Genomic DNA, 17,447 nt, shown 5'->3' with positions numbered 1-17,447 from the left:
ACAGTTACAACGCAAGAAGGTACCGTTGTGACATGGCACACAACTATGCGGAGCAGCTGATCGGGACCCTGGAGAAGCAGGGCGTCAAACGCGTCTACGGCGTCGTCGGGGACAGCCTCAACCCCATCGTCGACGCGATCCGGGACTCGTCCATCGAGTGGATCCATGTCCGCAACGAGGAGGCGGCCGCCTTCGCAGCGGGCGCCGAATCGCTCGTCACGGGGGAGCTGGCCGTCTGCGCCGCATCCTGCGGACCCGGCAACACCCACCTCATCCAGGGACTCTACGACGCCCACCGCAACGGCGCCAAGGTCCTCGCCCTGGCCTCCCACATCCCCAGCCTGCAGATCGGCTCCAGCTACTTCCAGGAGACCCACCCGGAGCGGATCTTCCAGGAGTGCTCCGGCTACTGCGAGATGGTCAACTCCCCGGACCAGGGCGCCCGCATCCTCCACCACGCCATCCAGTCCACTGTCGCGGGGAAGGGAGTGTCCGTCCTGGTCATCCCGGGCGACATCTCCGAGGATGAGGCCGGCGACGACATGTTCCTGGAGTCGACCATCGCCACCGGACGTCCCGTCGTCTACCCCGATCCGGCGGAGGCTGCCGCGCTGGTGCAGGCCATCAACGACGCTGAGAAGGTCACCCTGTTCTGCGGCGCCGGCGTGCGTGACGCACGGGAACAGGTCCTGGCGCTGGCGGAGAAGATCAAGGCGCCGGTGGGCCACGCCTTCGGCGGCAAGATGCACATCCAGTACGGCAACCCCTTCGACGTGGGGATGTCCGGGCTGCTCGGCTACGGCGCCTGCCACGGCGCGATGCACGACGCAGACCTGCTCATCCTCCTGGGCACCGACTTCCCCTACACCGAATTCCTGCCCCGGGACAACGTCGCCCAGGTGGACCTCGACGCCTCCCACATCGGCCGCCGCACCACCGTCCGGCATCCCGTGGTCGGCGACGTCGGCGCTGTCATCGACAACATCCTCCCGCACGTCGAGGAGAAGAAGGACCGCAGTTTCCTCGACCGCCAGCTGCGTCGGCACGCCGAGACCCTGGAGTCCGTCGTGGAGGCCTACACCTCGAAGGTGGAGAAGCACCGGCCGATCCACCCCGAGTATGTGGCGTCGCTCATCGACGAGCTGGCGGCCGAGGACGCCGTCTTCACCGTCGACACAGGCATGTGCAACGTGTGGGCCGCCCGCTACCTCACCCCCAACGGACGGCGGGCGGAGCTCGGGTCCTTCCGCCACGGCACGATGGCTAATGCCCTCCCGCAGGCCATCGGCGCGCAGCTGGTCGACCGGGACCGGCAGGTGGTCACCTTCTCCGGGGAGGGTGGCCTGGCCATGCTGCTCGGGGAATTGCTGACGGTGAAGCTGCACGACCTGCCCATCAAGATGGTGGTGTTCAACAACTCCTCGCTCGGCATGGTCAAGCTCGAGATGCTGGTGGCCGGCATGCCGGAGTTCGGTACCGACCACGAGAAGGTGGACTTCGCCGCCATCGCCGCGGCCATGGGCATCAGGTCGATCCGCATCGAGGACCCGAAAAAGGTGCGCAGGGGCCTGGCGGAAGCATTCGCGCACCCCGGCCCGGTGCTCGTCGACGTGGTCACCGACCCCAACGCCCTGTCCATCCCGCCGGACATCACCTGGGACATGCTGACGGGCTTCACGAAGGCCGCGACCCGCACCGTCTTCGGGGGCGGCGTCGGCCGCATGGTCGATCTGGCCCGCGGCAACCTGCGCAACATCGGCGCCGCCGGGAAGGCGTAGCGCCTGCGGGTCTTGCGCTTGACGCGGCGTCAACGAGCAGACTGGGACACGTGACCGACCACCACATCGGCGAAGCCGCCGACATCCTCCATGTGACCACCCGCACTCTGCGGCACTGGGACCAGATCGGGCTGCTCGTGCCCACCCGGCGCACCTGGTCCGACCACCGTCTCTACACCGACGACGACCTGGAACGGGCCCTGCAGATCCTCGTCTACCGCGCGGCGGGGCTGCCGCTGCGGGAGATCAGGGAGCTTCTCGACGCCCCCGTCGACGCCGCCGCGAAACTGCGCCGGCAGCGGGAGGTCCTCGTGGACCGGATCGGCCACCTGCACCGGATGGTCCGGGCAGTCGATGAACTCCTTGAAGGAGGAGACACCATGAGCATGGACGAGAAAGTTGAGCTGTTCGGCGGGGACTGGCCGGGCTACCGCGAGGAGGCCCGCGAGCGCTGGGGAGGCACCCCGGAGTGGGAGCAGTCCCAGGCTGTCGGGGCGAGCATGTCGCGGGCAGACTGGGAGGAGGTCAAACGGGAACAGGACGAGTTCGTCGCCCTGCTCGCCGACGCCGCCGACCGCCGCGTGGAGCCGGGCTCGGCGGAGGCGGCCGCGATCGTCGAGAAGCACCGGGCGTCCATCGGACGCTTCTACGCCGTGTCGAGGGAGAAACAGGTGCTGCTGGCCCGGATGTACACCCAGGATCAGCGCTTCGACGCCACCTACCGGGGGCACTCCGCCTATCTGCTGGCGCTGATCGAGGCGCAGGCGGAGGAGGAGGGGGTGGACCCGGCCGACGTGCAGTGGCGCTGACTTCTCCTCATTTCCCTGGTCCAGCAAACTCCCAGACTCTGTTCAGCCGGCCGGAAGAGCGGGGGAGTTGACTCGGGGGCATCTACAGGGAAAGTGATGGACAATGGAAGACATGAAAGACAACCAGGCAGACCCCTCCGACATCAAGGTCCTCGTCGTCGACGATGAACCGAACATCGTCGAATTGCTCACCGTCAGCCTGAAATTCCAGGGTTTCGACGTCCGTACGGCGCGCTCCGGCCCCGAGGCGCTGCGCATCGCGCGGGAGTTCAACCCCGACGCCTACATCCTCGACGTGATGATGCCCGGCATGGACGGCTTCGAGCTGCTGACCAAGCTGCGCAGCGAGGGGCTCGACGGCCCGGTGCTTTACCTGACCGCCAAAGACGCCGTCGAGAACCGCATCCACGGGCTGACCATCGGCGCCGACGACTACGTGACCAAGCCCTTCTCCCTCGAGGAGGTGATCACCCGTCTGCGCGTGATCCTGCGGAGGGGCCACATCAACGAGCAGGACCCGGAGGACGCGACGATCTCCTACGCCGACCTCACCCTCAACGACGAGACGCACGAGGTGACCAAGGCCGGGAACATCGTCGAACTCTCGCCGACCGAGTTCAACCTGCTGCGCTACCTCATGCTCAACGCGGAGGTGGTGCTCAGCAAATCGAAGATCCTGGACAACGTCTGGCACTACGACTTCGGCGGGGACGGAAACGTCGTCGAGTCCTACATCTCCTACCTCCGCCGCAAGATCGACACCGGTGACGTCCCGCTGATCCACACGGTCCGCGGCGTCGGGTACGTCCTCCGGACGCCCCGCCAGTGACGCTCCCGCCCTACCCCTCCACTCCGCAGGACGGCGGGCAGGGGGCGGCGGTGGACAACCCCTACGCCAGGCTCGACCCGCGCGACGCCCTGCACCCGCCGCCCGCCCCCCGGGTCCACGAACGTGCGTGGCCCCTGCGGACGTGGCTGGTGGTCATCATCGTGGTCCTGTCCGGCCTGGGGCTGGCCGCCAGTTCGGTGGCGGTGTCCTCGATCATGCGCGAGGTCACGTACTCGCGCGTCGACGAGGACCTGATCAACTCCCTCGGGGGCTGGGCGAAGAGTTCGGAGCTCTTCAAGTCCGAGAGCTCCTCCCGGCCGCCCTCGGACTACGTGGTGATCAAACTCTTCGAGGACGGAACCTCCGTCGTCTTCAACGACCCGGGCGAACTGCCGCAGCTCTCCAACGTGGTCGTGGGGCGCCCGCCCCAGTCGGTGACCTCCGCCCCGGGGAGCGACTCCGGCACCCGCTGGCGGGTCATCGCCAGCCGCGAGGACGGGGTGACCACCGTCGTGGCGAAGAACCTCGCCCGGGAACAGGCGCTGCTCTACGGCCTGGCGCTGGTGCAGGTGATCATCAGCGTGCTGGTCCTTGCCGTGCTCGCCCTGCTCAGCTACTACGTCGTGCGCCAGGCCATGGCCCCGCTGCGCGAGGTCGAGCGCACCGCCGGCGAGATCGCCGCAGGAGATCTGGACCGGCGTGTGCCCGCCTGGCCGCGGACCACGGAGGTCGGCCAGCTCGCCCACGCGCTCAACACCATGATCGGGCAGCTCCAGGAATCGGTAGAGACCGCCCAGAGCAAGGAGGAGCAGATGCGCCGTTTCGTCGGCGACGCCTCCCACGAGCTGCGCACCCCGCTCACCTCCGTCCGCGGTTATACCGAGCTGTACCGCTCCGGAGCCACCGACGACGTCGAGATGGTGTTCACCCGCATCGACGACGAATCCCGCCGCATGTCCCTGCTGGTGGAGGACCTCCTCGCGCTGACCCGCGCCGAGGGCTCCCGCCTGGATCTCACCCCCGTGGATCTGCTGGAGCTGTCCTTGTCCGTGGCGTCCTCCGCCCGCGCGGCCTTCCCCGGACGGGAGGTCAGCGTGAGCAATGAAACCTCCTCGGTCCCCGTCGTCGAGGGCGACGCCTCCCGGCTGCACCAGGTGCTGCTCAACCTCATCTCCAACGGGTTGACCCACGGCGGCCCGGAGGCGGCGGTCCGGGTCACGCTCGGACTCGAGGACGACGACGTGCTCATCACCGTCGAGGACGACGGCCGGGGAATGTCCCCGGAGACCGCGAGCCACATCTTCGAGCGTTTCTACCGCGAGGACGCCTCCCGCTCACGGGCGTCCGGCGGCTCGGGGCTGGGCCTGGCCATCGTGAAATCCCTGGTGGAAAAGCACGGCGGCACCATCACCGTGGACTCGGTCGAGGGGGAGGGCAGCGCGTTCACGGTGCGGTTGCCCCGGAGGAAGGAACAGGGGGAGTGATCGCCGGGGGCGGTGACGTCCCCGGCGGGTCCCGCCGACTAATCCGCCTCCGCCTCCAGCTGGGCGATAGCGCCGGCGACATCGATCTTCTCGACGCCGTGCTCCTCCGGATCCAGGTCAGCAGCGTCGCCGAGCATGCGGCGGACGTAGTCGACGTCCTTGTCGCCGCGGCCCGACAGGTTGACCAGGTAGACGCGGTCCCGGTTGCCCTCGGACTCGTCCTGCTCGGCGAGCTTGAGGGCGTACGCCAGGGCGTGCGAGGACTCCAGCGCAGGGATGATGCCCTCGTAGCGGGTGAGCATGCGGAAGGCCTGCAGAGCATCTGCGTCGGAGACTCCCACGTAGGTGGCGCGCCCGGTCTCCATGAGCCAGGCGTGCTCGGGCCCCACGCCCGGGTAGTCCAGGCCGGCGGAGATCGAGTGGGAGTTGAGCACGTCCTCCTCGCCCTCCCCGAGCATGACGTAGGAGCGGGAGCCGTGGAGGATGCCCACCCGGCCGCGGTTGAGCGGGGCGCCGTGCTTGTCCGTGTCCAGCCCCTCGCCGGCCGGTTCGCAGCCGATGAGCGCGACGTCGGCGTCGTCGTAGTATTCGGCGAAGGCGCCGATGGCGTTGGAGCCGCCACCGACGGCGGCGATGACGGCGTCCGGGAGGCGGCCGACCTCCTCGAGCATCTGGGCGCGGGATTCCTTCGAGATCACCCGGTGGTACTCCTTGACCAGGCTGGGGAAGGGGTGCGGGCCGGCTGCGGTGCCCAGCAGGTAGTGGGTGTTCCCGTAGGACTCGACCCAGTCCTGCAGCGCGACGTCGACGGCGTTCTGCAGGCCGTTGCCGTTGTCGTCGACGGGGATGACCTCGGCTCCCATCAGACGCATGCGGTAGACGTTCGACTGCTGGCGGGCGACGTCGCGGGCTCCCATGTAGATGGTGCACTCCATGCCGAAACGGGCGGCGGCCATGGCGGTGGCGGTGCCGTGCTGTCCGGCGCCGGTCTCCGCGATGAGGCGGGTCTTGCCCAGTTTCCTCGCCAGCAGGGCCTGGGCCATGACCTGGTTGCCCTTGTGGGCGCCGCCGTGCACGAGGTCCTCGCGCTTGAGGAAGATCCGGGCGCGCCCCCTGCCCCTGCCCTCGCGGGGCAGGTTCACGGTTTCGGTGACGGGTGTCGGGCGGCCCAGGTAGGAGGTGTAGAGCTTGTTCAGCTCGGCGATGAATCCGGGGTCCTCGAGGGCCTCGGCGTAGGCGCGCTCCAGCTCGTCGAGCACCGGCAGCAGCTGCGGCGGGACGAACTGCCCACCGAATTTGCCGAAGTAGGCGGGGAGGATGGTGGGGCGGGCCTCGCCCTCGGGCAGGTCGGGGTTCGCATGCAGGCGGGGAGTCATATCCATGCACTAACCATAGGGCGCGGCCCTGTGTCCCACGGCCGGTTTGCCGGTCTCCGGGGGTGGCCGGACGCCAGGTGTCGGGTGCAAGCCGGGATTTTCCGGGAAAGCGGTGACACGGGCGCCGGGGGAGCAGTCCCGGCCTGGTCCTGACCTCCGCCGGCTAGTCCTGGCTCATCCGGTAGGGGCCCTCCCCGTCGCGGATGGTCTGGCAGGCCAGGGTCTGGTCCTCACTCCGGATCTCGTACGCCGAGAGCACTTCGTTGTTGAGCATGTGGGAGGGCCCGCCCGTCAGGGTGCACTGGCAGGTTCCGCAGTGCCCCTCCATGCAGGAGTAGTGGGCGGGAATCGCCTCCGCCAGCAGCGCGTCGAGCAGGGTCTGCCCCTGCGGCCAGTCGAAGGTGTACCCGGTGCCGTCGATGTCGGCGGTGTGGTCGGTCACGGTCTCCACTCCAGTGCGTCGATGATGTCCCCGGCCAGGCCGGGCAGGTGTTCGTGGCGCACCCCGTGGATCCGCACAATCTCCCCCAGCTCCGAGGACGCGGAGGGGACGACCCGGTCGGCGTCCGAGATGAGGGACACCACGCGGGTGCCCGCCGGCACCTCCGCCTCGAAGGGGGTCGCGGTCATCAGATCGCCGGCGCCGCGGCCCATCACGATACCCACCCCGCGGCGCACCACCGGGTTCGGCGGCAGGGGCAGCCCGCGGAAGGCGGCGCCGATGCCGACCAGGGTCCGCACCCGGCCCGGGAACTCGTGGGCCAGCCGGAGGCCGAGGTGACCGCCGAGGGAATGGCCGACGATGTCGATCCGCTCCCTCGTGGCCAGGATGTCTCCGGCGACACCGGCCAGTTCGCCGAAGGAACTCTCGAGGGTCACCGTGCCGCGCAGGCCGTACAGCGGCGCGGCCAACGCTACGCCCAGTTCAAGCAGCCCGCGGGCGGTGCGTTCGAAGTTTCCCGGCGACCCCATGAGCCCGTGCAGCAGCAGCACCGGGGTGCCCGGCGTCTGCTCCAGCGGGGGAAGCGGCGGCAGGGTCCCGCGGTGCGGCACCCAACGCAGCAGGGACACTAGCGCGGGTGGCCGTCGGCGTCCGTCTCCAGGAGCGCGCGGATCTTCCCGGCGGCCTCGTCCATCTTCGCCGGGTCGGTGGCGTCGGCCGCGATCGCCCGGGAGAAGTCGTACTCGCTCATCCGGTTGGTGGGAAAGACGTGGATGTGGGCGTGGGGCACGTCGAAACCGGCGATGATGTACCCGGCGCGGGCGGCGCTGAAGGCCTCTTTCACAGCACGGCCGACGTTCTGCGCGACCTCGTTGAGGTGGCCCCAGACGGTGGGGGAGAGGTCGGTCCACCGGTCGGTCTCCTCGACGGGCACGACCAGCACGTGGCCGTACCGGAGCGGCTCGATGGTGAGGAAGGCGACGACCAGATCGTCGCGGTAGACGAAGCGGCCCGGGAGCTCGCCGTTGATGATCTTGGTGAACACGCTACTCATGCCAGCCAGGCTACCTCTAGACTTGATGGTCATGCGCATTCTCGTGATCGGATCGGGCGGCCGCGAACACGCCCTGCTCAAGGGCTTGGCAGCCGACCCCGCCACCACTGACCTCCACGTCACCCCGGGCAACGCCGGTATGTCCGGCCTCGCCACCGTCCACTCGGACGCCGGCAACGCCGACGACGGCGCCGCCATGGTGGCCCTCGCCCGCGGCATCGAGGCCGACCTCGTCGTCATCGGCCCGGAAATCCCGCTGGTCGCGGGCGTCGCCGACGATCTCCGCGACGCCGGTTTCCGGGTCTTCGGCCCTTCCGCCGCCGCCGCCCAGATCGAGGGCTCGAAGCAGTTCGCCAAGGACGTCATGGCGGATGCGGGCGTGAAGACGGCCCGCGCGGAGCAGGTCGCGCCGGGCATCCCGGAGACGGACATCGAGGCGGCCCTCGACCGCTTCGGCCCCACCTGGGTGGTCAAGGACGACGGACTGGCCGGCGGCAAGGGCGTCGTGGTCACCCCCGATCGTGCCGCCGCCCTCGAGCACGTCCACGCGGTCCACGAGCAGGGCAACCCCGTGCTCCTCGAGTCCTTCCTCAACGGCCCGGAAATCTCCCTGTTCTGTCTGGTTGACGGCGAGACCGTCGTCCCGCTGCTTCCCGCCCAGGACCACAAGCGCGCCTATGACAACGATGAGGGCCCCAACACCGGCGGCATGGGCGCCTACACCCCGTTGCCGTGGCTGCCCGCCGAGGGTGTGCAGCGCATCGTCGACGAGGTCTGCGTCCCGGTCGCCCGGGAGATGGTCCGCCGCGGCACCCCGTACTCCGGTCTGCTCTACGCCGGCCTGGCGTGGGACGCGGACGGCCCCTGGGTCGTGGAGTTCAACGCCCGCTTCGGCGACCCGGAGACCCAGCCGGTGCTCGCCCTGCTGAAGACCCCGCTCGCCTCGCTTCTCGACGCCGTCGCGTCGGGTACCCTCGCCGACCACCCGCCGCTGGAGTGGGAGGACGCCTTCGCCCTGACCGTGGTGCTGGCGGCCGAGAACTACCCGGCCTCCCCGGTCACCGGCGGCGTCATCTCGGGCGCCGTGGTGGACGACCCGGACAAGGTGCTGCACGCCGGCACCGCCCGCAACGAAGCCGGTGAGCTGGTCTCGGCCGGCGGCCGGGTGCTCAACATCGTCGGTGTCGGAGCCACGCTGGAGGAGGCACGCGACGACGCGTACGAGACCATCGGGCAGATCACCCTCGAAGGGTCCTTCTACCGCAACGACATCGCCCTGCCGGCCGTGGAGGGGCGCATCTCGCTATGAGACTCGTGAGCGACCGGAGCGACGTCCAACCGTTTCGCGTCATGCAGATGCTCGACCTGGTCCACCGCCGGCGCCGGGAAGGGCGGGACACGATCATGCTGTGCGCGGGCCAACCCGCCACCGGCGCGCCCGCCGCGGCCCTCGACGCCGCGGAGCAGGAGCTGCGCGCCTCGGCGCTGGGCTACACCGAGGTGCTCGGCGACCGTCAGCTGCGCGAGGAGGTCGCCCGCTGGCATTCCGGGACCTACGGGGTGCAGACCCCGGCCGACAACGTGGTGATCACCACCGGTTCCTCCGGCGGTTTCGTCGCCGCCTTCCTGGCGGTGCTCGACCACGGGGACACCGTGGCTCTGTCCTGCCCCGGTTACCCCGCCTACCGCAACATCCTCGAGTCCCTCGGCGCCCGCGTCGTGGACCTGGTCTGCGACGAGGCGACCAGGTTCCAGCCGACCGCTGACATGCTCGAGGCGCTTCCCGCGGAGGACCGGCCGCGCGCGGTCATCGTCACGTCCCCGGGCAACCCGTCGGGCACCATCATCGACCCGCAGGAGCTGGCCCGGATCGCCCGCTGGTGCGAGGACAACGACACCGTGCTCATCTCGGACGAGGACTACCACGGGATGAGCTTCGGCCGGCCGCTGGCCACCGCCCGGCAGTTCTCCGACCGGGCGGTCGTGGTGGGCACCCTGTCGAAGTACTTCTCCATGACCGGGTGGCGCGTCGGCTGGCTCATCCTCCCCGATGAACTGCTCACCCCCGTGGAGAACCTGCAGGCCTCGCTCGCGCTGTGTGCCCCCGCGATCTCGCAGGTCGCGGGCCGGGCGGCGTTTTCCGAAAAGGCGCGCACGGAGCTCGACGGTCACGTGGAGACCTACCGCGCGGCGCGCCGGGTGCTTCTCGACGAGCTGCCGAAGATCGGTTTCCCCCGCTTCGCCGAACCGGACGGCGGCCTCTACCTATGGCTCGACGTCTCCCACGTCACCGACGATTCCGAGGCCTGGTGTCACACCCTCGTCGAGGAGATCGGCGTGGCCTTCGCGCCGGGCGTCGACTTCGACCCGGTCCACGGGCACCGCTGGGTGCGCCTGAGCCTGTGCGCCCCGGAGGAGGAGACGCGGGAGGCCTGTCGGCGCCTGGGCGAGTACGTGAACCGCCGGTCGTAGTTCCCTGTGGCATCCGGAGCAGGGGTGTTGAGGCATATCACCCCATGGATAGCTCCTCATGGGTAGAGCGCGAAGGACCCGCTGTGGGGCTGACGGCCTTTCGGTCCACTCATCGGGTGATATGCCTCCGGCGTCGGCGGGCCTGTGGATAGGTTTTCAGCGATTCGCCCTGGTTATCCACAGTGCGTCCCGATCCCTTCCCCACCCCCGGCCGAGAGTCGATACTGCCGGTATGAGCGAACCATTGCGGAGATTCATCGAACCCATGCGGGACTGGAGCGCAGCCCTCGGACTCATTCACATTCCCCGGGTGTCACTGACTGACAGGGCGTTCTGGGAGAACCTGAAGGGGAGGTACTACGTCCGGCTGTGCCCGGAGGTGGTGGTGCGACGGGACATGTGGGAGAAGCTTCCCGTCTGGCAGCAGGAAGAGGTACGGGTCCAGGCGGTGGGGATGAGCGTGGACAGGGCGGTTCTCGTTGGGCGGTCGGCGGCCCGCGTGCATGGTCTCCCGGTTCCGGGACGGGACAGATTCGTGGAACTGAATCTCCCTGGCAAGAACATCCGGCCACCTCGGCGGCAGTGGCCGTCGGGAGTCAAGTACTGGTCAGGCTATCTTCCGGAGGGCCAGATTCAGGTTGTGAACGGGGTTCGTGTCACCAGCATTCCCCGGACGTTGCTGGATCTGGCGCGGCACCAGGGAATTGAGGAGGCCATTGTCACGTTCGACGCAGCGCTGTCCATGCAGGGGGCGACCAAGGAGCTGCTCCTCGACAGGTTCCTCGCGTTCGGTCCCGTCCCGGGCATCCGAAAGGCGCGGAGAGCTCTGGAACTCGCGGATGGGAGATCCGAGAGCCCGTTGGAGTCCTGGGGCAGGGCACAGATTGTCACTGCTGAACTGCCGGAGCTCGAGTCCCTGGAGGTGCAGGTCAATGTGCTGGGGGGAAGATACCGGATTGACCATGTGCTCAACGGTGACATCGCCAATGAGCTGCACGGTGACGTCAAGTACGACAACGTCACCACAGGCACCGGTGCCATCGCCCAGATGAGGAAGGATCGCGACCGGGAACGGGAGATCCAGAACGCCGGCTTCACGATGCTCCATGCCGACTACCGGGATCTGGTGACCAGGCGGAACGGGGAGTCGGTGTTCGTCGGCACGGTGCGGGAGACCCTCCGCGCGCAGCAGAGGAAGGCGGCGTGACTCAGGGCGCCAGCTCCACCCGAGGCATACCAGTCCATGAGTAGAGCGACTCATGCCTGGCGCTCAGCAGTGGTTCATTCATCCTCCTCATGGACTGATATGCCTCGGGCGGAATGCCTGAACCTGCCGTATCCCCTTCATGCCTCCGTACACCCCCGGCGAGGGGCGTGCGATAATCGCAGTTGTGGCTGATAAGAAGAAGATCGCGAATGTCCTGTCCAACCGCTACGCCTCCGCCGAGCTGACCGAGCTGTGGAGCCCGGAGCATAAGATCATTCTGGAGCGGCAGCTCTGGATCGCGGTGATGAAGGCGCAGCAGGGCCTCGGCGTCGACATCCCCGCCGGGGTCGTCGAGGCCTACGAGGCGGTCATCGACCAGGTGGACCTGGCCTCTATCGCGGACCGTGAGCGGGTCACCCGCCACGACGTGAAGGCGCGCATCGAGGAGTTCAACGCCCTGGCGGGCCACGAGCACATCCACAAAGGCATGACCTCGCGTGACCTCACCGAGAACGTCGAGCAGCTGCAGATCTACCGCTCACTGGAGCTCGTCCGGGACAAGTCTGTCGCGGTCGTCGCCCGCGTGGGCGACCGCGCCGCGCAGTACCGGTCCCTGGTGATGGCGGGCCGTTCCCACAACGTCGCAGCCCAGGCCACGACTCTGGGCAAGCGTTTCGCCACGGCGGCCGACGAGATGCTCGTGGCCATCGAGCGCGTGGAGAACCTGCTCGCCCGCTACCCGCTGCGCGGCATCAAGGGCCCGATGGGGACGTCCCAGGACATGCTGGACCTCATGGGCGGCGACGAGAACAAGCTCACCGCGCTGGAGACCTCCATCGCCGATCACCTCGGCTTCGCCCGCATCTTCGACTCCGTCGGCCAGGTGTACCCGCGTTCCCTGGATTTCGACGCCGTCTCCGCCCTGGTGCAGCTCGGCGCCGGCCCGTCCTCGCTCTCCCACACCATCCGCCTCATGGCGGGCACGGAGACCGTGACCGAGGGCTTCAAGGAGGGCCAGGTCGGTTCTTCGGCGATGCCGCACAAGATGAACGCCCGTTCCTGCGAGCGCGTCGGCGGCCTGCAGGTCATCCTGCGCGGCTACCTCACCATGACGGCGGATCTGGCCGGCCAGCAGTGGAACGAGGGCGACGTGTTCTGCTCCGTCATCCGCCGTGTGGCCCTGCCGGACGCGTTCTTCGCGATCGACGGCATGTTCGAGACCTTCCTCACCGTCCTCGAGGAATTCGGCGCCTTCCCGGCGATGATCAACCGCGAGCTGGAGCGCTACCTGCCCTTCCTGGCCACCACCCGCATCCTCATGGCCGCCGTCCGCGCGGGCGTCGGCCGGGAGACCGCGCACGAGGTGATCAAGGAGAACGCTGTCGCCGTGGCCCTCAACATGCGCGAGAACGGCGGCGACCAGGACCTTGTCGAGCGACTGGCCGCTGACGAGCGTCTGCCCATGACCCGGGAGGACCTCGATGCCGCCCTGACCGACCGCAACGCCTTCATCGGCGCCGCGGAGTCGCAGGTCGACCACGTCCTGCGCCGCATCCAGGGACTCGTGGACACCCACCCCGAGGCCGCCGCCTACCAGCCGGGCGAGATCCTCTAGTTCCATTTCACAACCACCATCGACGGGTCTAGACTCTCACATCATGCGTCCTGAGCTGTCCGACTATAACCACCTCTCCGCGGGCAAGGTCCGCGAGATCTACGAAGTGGATGACAACACCCTGCTGATGGTGGTCTCCGACCGCATCTCGGCCTACGACCACCTCCTGGATCCCGAGATCCCGGACAAGGGCAGGGTGCTCACCGCGATGAGCGTGTTCTTCTTCGACGCCATCGACTTCCCGAACCACCTGGCGGGCCCGGTCGACGATCCGCGGATCCCGGAGGAGGTGCTTGGCCGCGCGCTGATCGTGAAGAAGCTGAAGATGCTGCCCTTCGAGTGCGTCGCGCGCGGCTACCTCACCGGTTCGGGGCTCAAGGAGTACAAATCCGACGGCACCGTCTGCGGCATCGAGCTGCCGGCCGGGCTGGTCGAGTCCTCGAAGCTGCCGGAGCCGATCTTCACGCCCGCCACGAAGGCGGAGCTCGGCGACCACGACGAGAACGTGAGCTTCGACGCGGTCGTCGACAAGCTGGGCGAGACCCGCGCCAACGAGCTGCGCGACGCCACCCTGCGCATCTACTCGCAGGCCGCCGCCCTCGCGGAATCCAAGGGCATCATCCTGGCGGACACCAAATTCGAGTTCGGCCTGGACACGGACGGCACCCTCGTGCTGGCCGACGAGGTCCTGACCCCCGACTCCTCCCGCTACTGGCCGGCGGACAGCTACGAGGAGGGGAAGGTGCAGCCGAGCTTCGACAAGCAGTACGTGCGCAACTGGCTGACCTCCCCGAAGTCCGGCTGGTCGCAGGACGACACCACCCCGCCTCCGGCGCTGCCGGGCTCCGTGGTGGAGGCCACCCGGGAGCGCTACATCGAGGCTTACGAGCGCCTGTCGGGCGAGAAGTTCTGCACCTGGGTCGGGGAGTGCGTGTAGCAGGTGACTACGATCGGTGGGCATGACTCTGCAGCCCCCGATCGCTCCCCGCCACCCGGTCGTCCGTGAATTCCACGGGCGGACCTTCGTCGATGACTACGAATGGCTGCGGGACAAGGATTCCCCGGAGACGATCGCCCACCTCGAGGCGGAGAACGCCTACACGAAACAGCAGACCGCCGGCATCGAGGACCTGACCGGGCAGATCTACACCGAGATCAAGTCCCGCATCAAGGAGACGGACATGTCCGTCCCGCAGCGCTCCGGCGACTGGTGGTACTACGGGCGGACCGAGGAGGGCAAGGACTACGGCTACTCCTGCCGCATCCCGGTCAACGAGGCCCACGATCCGTGGACCCCGCCGGTCATCCCCGAAGAGGGCCGCCCGGAAGGCGAACAGGTCATCCTCGACCTCAACGCGCTCGCCGAAGGGCACGAGTTCTTCTCCCTCGGCGCCTCCTCGGTCACCACCTCCGGCCGTCTCCTCGCCTATTCCGTCGACACCACCGGCGAGGAGCGCTTCACTCTGCGCATCCGGAACCTCGAGACCGGCGAGCTGCTCGATGACGTGCTGGAGAACATCTACTACGGCGCGACCTGGGCGGGGGAGGAGCACCTCTTCTACCAGCGCGTCGACGACGCCTGGCGGCCGGACACCGTGTGGCGCCACCGCATCGGCACCGACCCGGCCGAAGACGTCTGCGTCTTCCGGGAGGAGGACGAGCAGTACTTCACCGGCGTCGGCTCCACCCGCAGCGAGAAGTACCTCATCATCGAATCCGCCTCCAAGATCACCTCCGAGACCCGGGTTCTGCCGATGGACGACCCGGAGGGCGAGTTCCAGGTTCTGTGGCCGCGGGAGAAGGGCGTCGAGTACTCCGTCGACCACGCCGTCGTCGCCGGGCTGGACGGCGGGGCGGACAGGTGGATCGTCACGCACAACGCCACCGGCCCGAACTTCGAGGTGGGCGAGTGCCCCGTCTCCGAACTGCCGCCACTGCGCGGGTTGGAGACCCTCATCCCGCACGCCGCGGAGACCCGCATCGAGGGGGTGGACACGTTCGAGGGACACATCGTCGCAGCTTACCGACGCGGTGCCATCGGCCGCCTCGCCGTCATGGAGCTGCCCGCGGACGGCTGCTACGGCACCTTCGAAGAGCTGGAGTTCGACGAGGAGCTTTACACCGCCGGTTCCCTGGGCAACCCGGAGTGGGACGCGCCCGTCATCCGGATCTCCTACGGTTCCTTCACCACCCCGGCGCGCCTCTACGACTACCGAATCGCCACCGGCGTGTTCACCCTGCTCAAGGAGCAGGAGATCCTCGGCGGCTACAACCGTGAGGATTACACCGCCTACCGCCTGTGGACCACCGCCGCCGACGGCGAGCAGATCCCCGTCTCCGTGGTCCACCGCGCCGACCTGGACGTCAGCCGGCCGAACCCGATGGTGCTCTACGCCTACGGCTCCTACGAGTCGAGCATCGACCCGGGATTCTCCATCTCCCGGCTCTCCGTGATGGACCGCGGCATGATCTTCGCGGTGGCGCACGTCCGCGGCGGCGGCGAGATGGGCCGCGCCTGGTACGACGACGGCAAGCTGGCGAAGAAGAAGAACACCTTCACCGACTTCGTCAACGTCGCCGACGACCTCATCGCCCGCGGACTGACCGCCCCCGACCGGCTGGTCGCCGAGGGCGGCTCCGCCGGTGGCATGCTCATGGGCGCGATCGCCAACCTGGCGCCCGACCGTTTCGCGGGCATCCAGGCGGTGGTCCCCTTCGTGGACCCGCTGACCTCCATGCTCAAGCCGGAGCTGCCGCTGACGGTCACCGAGTGGGACGAGTGGGGCGACCCCTTCCACGACCCGGAGGTCTACGACTACATGGCCTCCTACGCCCCCTACGAGAACGTGGAGGCCAAGGACTACCCGGACATCCTGGCGATCACGTCGCTCAACGACACCCGCGTCCTCTACGTCGAGCCCGCCAAATGGATCGCCCGGTTGCGCGCCACCGCCACCGGCGGCGAGTTCCTGCTCAAGACCGAGATGTCCGCCGGGCACGGCGGCGTGTCCGGCCGGTACGCCCGCTGGCAGCAGACCGCCTTCGAGTACGCATGGACGCTGCATACCGCGGGCGCCGGGGAAAACTTGCCGCGACAGAGCGGTGCTGGCGTGCGATAATTCCCCCTATGCGCGGCCGCCTCCTGGTTTCAGTTTCCAGTATCTTCTCCGACACCAGGGGAGCAGTGGCGGACATGATGAAGGCCCTCGACGCGGAGACCATCCCCGTGTCTCTGCTGGTCGCCCCGCACATCGACGGCAACTGGCACCTGGCCCGGGACCCGAAGACCCGCGACTGGCTGCTCGGGCAGCAGGAGGCCGGCCGGGTGCTCATCCTCAACGGTTTCGACCAGGCCGTGCAGGGCCGGCGTTCCGAGTTCGCCACCCTCGACTCCCACGAAGCCCGTCTGCGGCTGGCCGGCGCCACCCGCCAGATGAGGAAGATCGGTTTCGAGCCCGACATCTTCGCCCCGCCCCGTTGGCGCATGTCGCCGGGCACCCTCGAGGTGCTGCCGGAGTTCAACTTCGTCCTCGCCGCCAGCACCCGGGGCATACACAACCTCGCGGACGGTTCCTTCGAGCAGTGCCGCAACCTGTCCGTCGGCGAGGGTTTCGGCGCGGCCAAGTGGTGGCGCCGCAACGTGATCCGGGCCGCCGAGCGCGGCGCCGCCAGCGGCAACACCATCCGCCTGTCCGTGTCGGGCCGCAACCTGCAGGAGAAGAAGGTGGCCTCCGACTTTCTCCGCGCCGCCGTCGCCGCAGTCGGGGCGGGCGCCGCGCCGAGCGACTACCGCGCCGTAGTCTGAGGGTATGACTGAGCTTCTCGACATCCCCGTCAACCTCCCCGACTCCACCACCTCCACCCTGCGGGAGATCGCCGGGGGCGATCTCCTCCTGCTGGTCAACACCGCCTCGAAGTGCGGCCTGACTCCGCAGTACGCCGGGCTCCAGCAGCTCGCCGATGACTACGCCGGGCGCGGCCTCACCGTCGTCGGCGCCCCCTGCAACCAGTTCGGCGCCCAGGAACCGGGTTCCGACGCCCAGATCGCCGACTTCTGCTCCCTCAACTACGGCGTCAGCTTCCCGCTGCTGTCCAAGCTCGATGTCAACGGCGAGAACGCCCACCCGGTCTACCGGGAGCTGACCTCGGTGGCGGACGCGCAGGGCGAGGCCGGCGACGTCGCCTGGAACTTCGAGAAGTTCCTCATCTCGCCTTCCGGCGAGGTGCTCGCCCGCATCCGGCCGCGCACCGAACCGAACGACCCCGCGCTGGTCTCGCTCATCGAGGCGAACCTGCCGGGCTGATCCGCCCGCCGGAAACACGACAGCCCCGGAGAACCTGAACAGCAGGGTTCTCCGGGGGTGTCGTGCGGGAGGAGCGG

Annotated in this window: 16 protein-coding genes; 12 read left to right on the top strand and 4 right to left on the bottom strand. The window is 68.5% G+C overall.

The genetic code is table 11. The features are described 5' to 3' along the window. The first annotated feature begins 32 nt into the window (after positions 1 to 32). The 4 genes from B840_RS10565 (at position 33) to B840_RS10550 (ending at position 4,900) form a co-directional block, all read left to right on the top strand. The gene (locus tag B840_RS10565; protein WP_042622095.1) at positions 33 to 1,778 is read left to right on the top strand and encodes a pyruvate dehydrogenase; all 1,746 of its coding nucleotides are present in this window, start codon (positions 33 to 35) and stop codon (positions 1,776 to 1,778) included. A 50-nt stretch (positions 1,779 to 1,828) separates the two neighbouring features. After that, positions 1,829 to 2,587, top strand: a complete 759-nt coding sequence (locus B840_RS10560) for a MerR family transcriptional regulator (protein ID WP_042622094.1) — start codon at positions 1,829 to 1,831, stop codon at positions 2,585 to 2,587. A gap of 103 nt (positions 2,588 to 2,690) precedes the next feature. Beyond that, positions 2,691 to 3,416 carry a response regulator transcription factor gene (locus B840_RS10555; RefSeq protein ID WP_042622093.1) on the top strand — a complete coding sequence of 242 codons (726 nt, stop codon included), beginning with the start codon at positions 2,691 to 2,693 and terminating at the stop codon, positions 3,414 to 3,416. Further along, entirely contained in the window at positions 3,413 to 4,900 is a 1,488-nt protein-coding gene (locus B840_RS10550; RefSeq protein WP_308422552.1) for a sensor histidine kinase, read from the top strand. Before B840_RS10555 ends, B840_RS10550 begins: the two co-directional genes overlap by 4 nt. Positions 4,901 to 4,938: 38 nt before the next feature. Here B840_RS10550 and trpB read toward each other — a convergent pair whose 3' ends face one another. The 4 genes from trpB to B840_RS10530 all read right to left on the bottom strand — a co-directional run bounded on the left by trpB (position 4,939) and on the right by B840_RS10530 (position 7,772). Continuing rightward, positions 4,939 to 6,276 carry a tryptophan synthase subunit beta gene (trpB, locus tag B840_RS10545; RefSeq protein WP_042622092.1) on the bottom strand — a complete coding sequence of 446 codons (1,338 nt, stop codon included), beginning with the start codon at positions 6,274 to 6,276 and terminating at the stop codon, positions 4,939 to 4,941. 163 nt (positions 6,277 to 6,439) lie between these two features. Then, positions 6,440 to 6,718 (bottom strand): 2Fe-2S iron-sulfur cluster-binding protein, encoded by a 279-nt coding sequence (locus B840_RS10540; protein WP_042622091.1) that lies wholly within the window; start codon positions 6,716 to 6,718, stop codon positions 6,440 to 6,442. Then, on the bottom strand, positions 6,715 to 7,347 hold the full coding sequence (locus B840_RS10535) for an alpha/beta fold hydrolase (RefSeq protein WP_042622090.1): 633 nt from the start codon (positions 7,345 to 7,347) through the stop codon (positions 6,715 to 6,717). Before B840_RS10535 ends, B840_RS10540 begins: the two co-directional genes overlap by 4 nt. Continuing rightward, on the bottom strand, positions 7,347 to 7,772 hold the full coding sequence (locus B840_RS10530; protein ID WP_042622089.1) for an HIT family protein: 426 nt from the start codon (positions 7,770 to 7,772) through the stop codon (positions 7,347 to 7,349). The genes B840_RS10535 and B840_RS10530 overlap by 1 nt, the downstream gene beginning before the upstream one ends. A gap of 31 nt (positions 7,773 to 7,803) precedes the next feature. Between B840_RS10530 and purD the strand changes: the two genes are divergently transcribed. From purD to B840_RS10490, 8 genes are all read left to right on the top strand, one after another. After that, entirely contained in the window at positions 7,804 to 9,081 is a 1,278-nt protein-coding gene (gene purD / locus B840_RS10525) for a phosphoribosylamine--glycine ligase (RefSeq protein WP_042622088.1), read from the top strand. Between the two features lie 41 nt (positions 9,082 to 9,122). Further along, positions 9,123 to 10,244, top strand: coding sequence for a pyridoxal phosphate-dependent aminotransferase (locus B840_RS10520; RefSeq protein WP_042622087.1), 1,122 nt, complete (start codon positions 9,123 to 9,125; stop codon positions 10,242 to 10,244). A 232-nt stretch (positions 10,245 to 10,476) separates the two neighbouring features. Continuing rightward, positions 10,477 to 11,451 (top strand): hypothetical protein, encoded by a 975-nt coding sequence (locus tag B840_RS10515; protein WP_156971902.1) that lies wholly within the window; start codon positions 10,477 to 10,479, stop codon positions 11,449 to 11,451. Between the two features lie 175 nt (positions 11,452 to 11,626). Next, entirely contained in the window at positions 11,627 to 13,066 is a 1,440-nt protein-coding gene (gene purB, locus B840_RS10510) for an adenylosuccinate lyase (RefSeq protein ID WP_188656923.1), read from the top strand. Positions 13,067 to 13,109: 43 nt separating this feature from the next. Next, positions 13,110 to 14,003 carry a phosphoribosylaminoimidazolesuccinocarboxamide synthase gene (locus B840_RS10505; RefSeq protein ID WP_042622084.1) on the top strand — a complete coding sequence of 298 codons (894 nt, stop codon included), beginning with the start codon at positions 13,110 to 13,112 and terminating at the stop codon, positions 14,001 to 14,003. Between the two features lie 22 nt (positions 14,004 to 14,025). Further along, positions 14,026 to 16,185, top strand: a complete 2,160-nt coding sequence (locus B840_RS10500; protein WP_042622726.1) for a S9 family peptidase — start codon at positions 14,026 to 14,028, stop codon at positions 16,183 to 16,185. 8 nt (positions 16,186 to 16,193) lie between these two features. Beyond that, positions 16,194 to 16,871: a DUF2334 domain-containing protein gene (locus B840_RS10495; protein WP_042622083.1), complete on the top strand. Its 678-nt coding sequence runs from the start codon at positions 16,194 to 16,196 to the stop codon at positions 16,869 to 16,871. A gap of 4 nt (positions 16,872 to 16,875) precedes the next feature. After that, complete coding sequence (locus tag B840_RS10490; protein WP_042622082.1) at positions 16,876 to 17,370, top strand: glutathione peroxidase; 495 nt, start codon at positions 16,876 to 16,878, stop codon at positions 17,368 to 17,370. The last annotated feature ends 77 nt before the right edge of the window (positions 17,371 to 17,447 follow it).

The sequence above is a fragment of the Corynebacterium marinum DSM 44953 genome, from assembly GCF_000835165.1.
Lineage (GTDB): Bacteria > Actinomycetota > Actinomycetes > Mycobacteriales > Mycobacteriaceae > Corynebacterium > Corynebacterium marinum.
This window is presented reverse-complemented; position numbering and strand designations above follow the sequence as displayed.

Coding starts and splice junctions, on each gene's coding strand:
- B840_RS10565 (WP_042622095.1), top strand. CDS start 33: ATGGCACACAACTATGCGGAGCAGCTGATCGGGACCCTGGAGAAGCAG.
- B840_RS10555 (WP_042622093.1), top strand. CDS start 2,691: ATGGAAGACATGAAAGACAACCAGGCAGACCCCTCCGACATCAAGGTC.
- trpB (WP_042622092.1), bottom strand. CDS start 6,276: ATGACTCCCCGCCTGCATGCGAACCCCGACCTGCCCGAGGGCGAGGCC.
- B840_RS10530 (WP_042622089.1), bottom strand. CDS start 7,772: ATGAGTAGCGTGTTCACCAAGATCATCAACGGCGAGCTCCCGGGCCGC.
- purD (WP_042622088.1), top strand. CDS start 7,804: ATGCGCATTCTCGTGATCGGATCGGGCGGCCGCGAACACGCCCTGCTC.
- B840_RS10520 (WP_042622087.1), top strand. CDS start 9,123: ATGCAGATGCTCGACCTGGTCCACCGCCGGCGCCGGGAAGGGCGGGAC.
- B840_RS10515 (WP_156971902.1), top strand. CDS start 10,477: ATGAGCGAACCATTGCGGAGATTCATCGAACCCATGCGGGACTGGAGC.
- B840_RS10505 (WP_042622084.1), top strand. CDS start 13,110: ATGCGTCCTGAGCTGTCCGACTATAACCACCTCTCCGCGGGCAAGGTC.
- B840_RS10500 (WP_042622726.1), top strand. CDS start 14,026: ATGACTCTGCAGCCCCCGATCGCTCCCCGCCACCCGGTCGTCCGTGAA.
- B840_RS10495 (WP_042622083.1), top strand. CDS start 16,194: ATGCGCGGCCGCCTCCTGGTTTCAGTTTCCAGTATCTTCTCCGACACC.
- B840_RS10490 (WP_042622082.1), top strand. CDS start 16,876: ATGACTGAGCTTCTCGACATCCCCGTCAACCTCCCCGACTCCACCACC.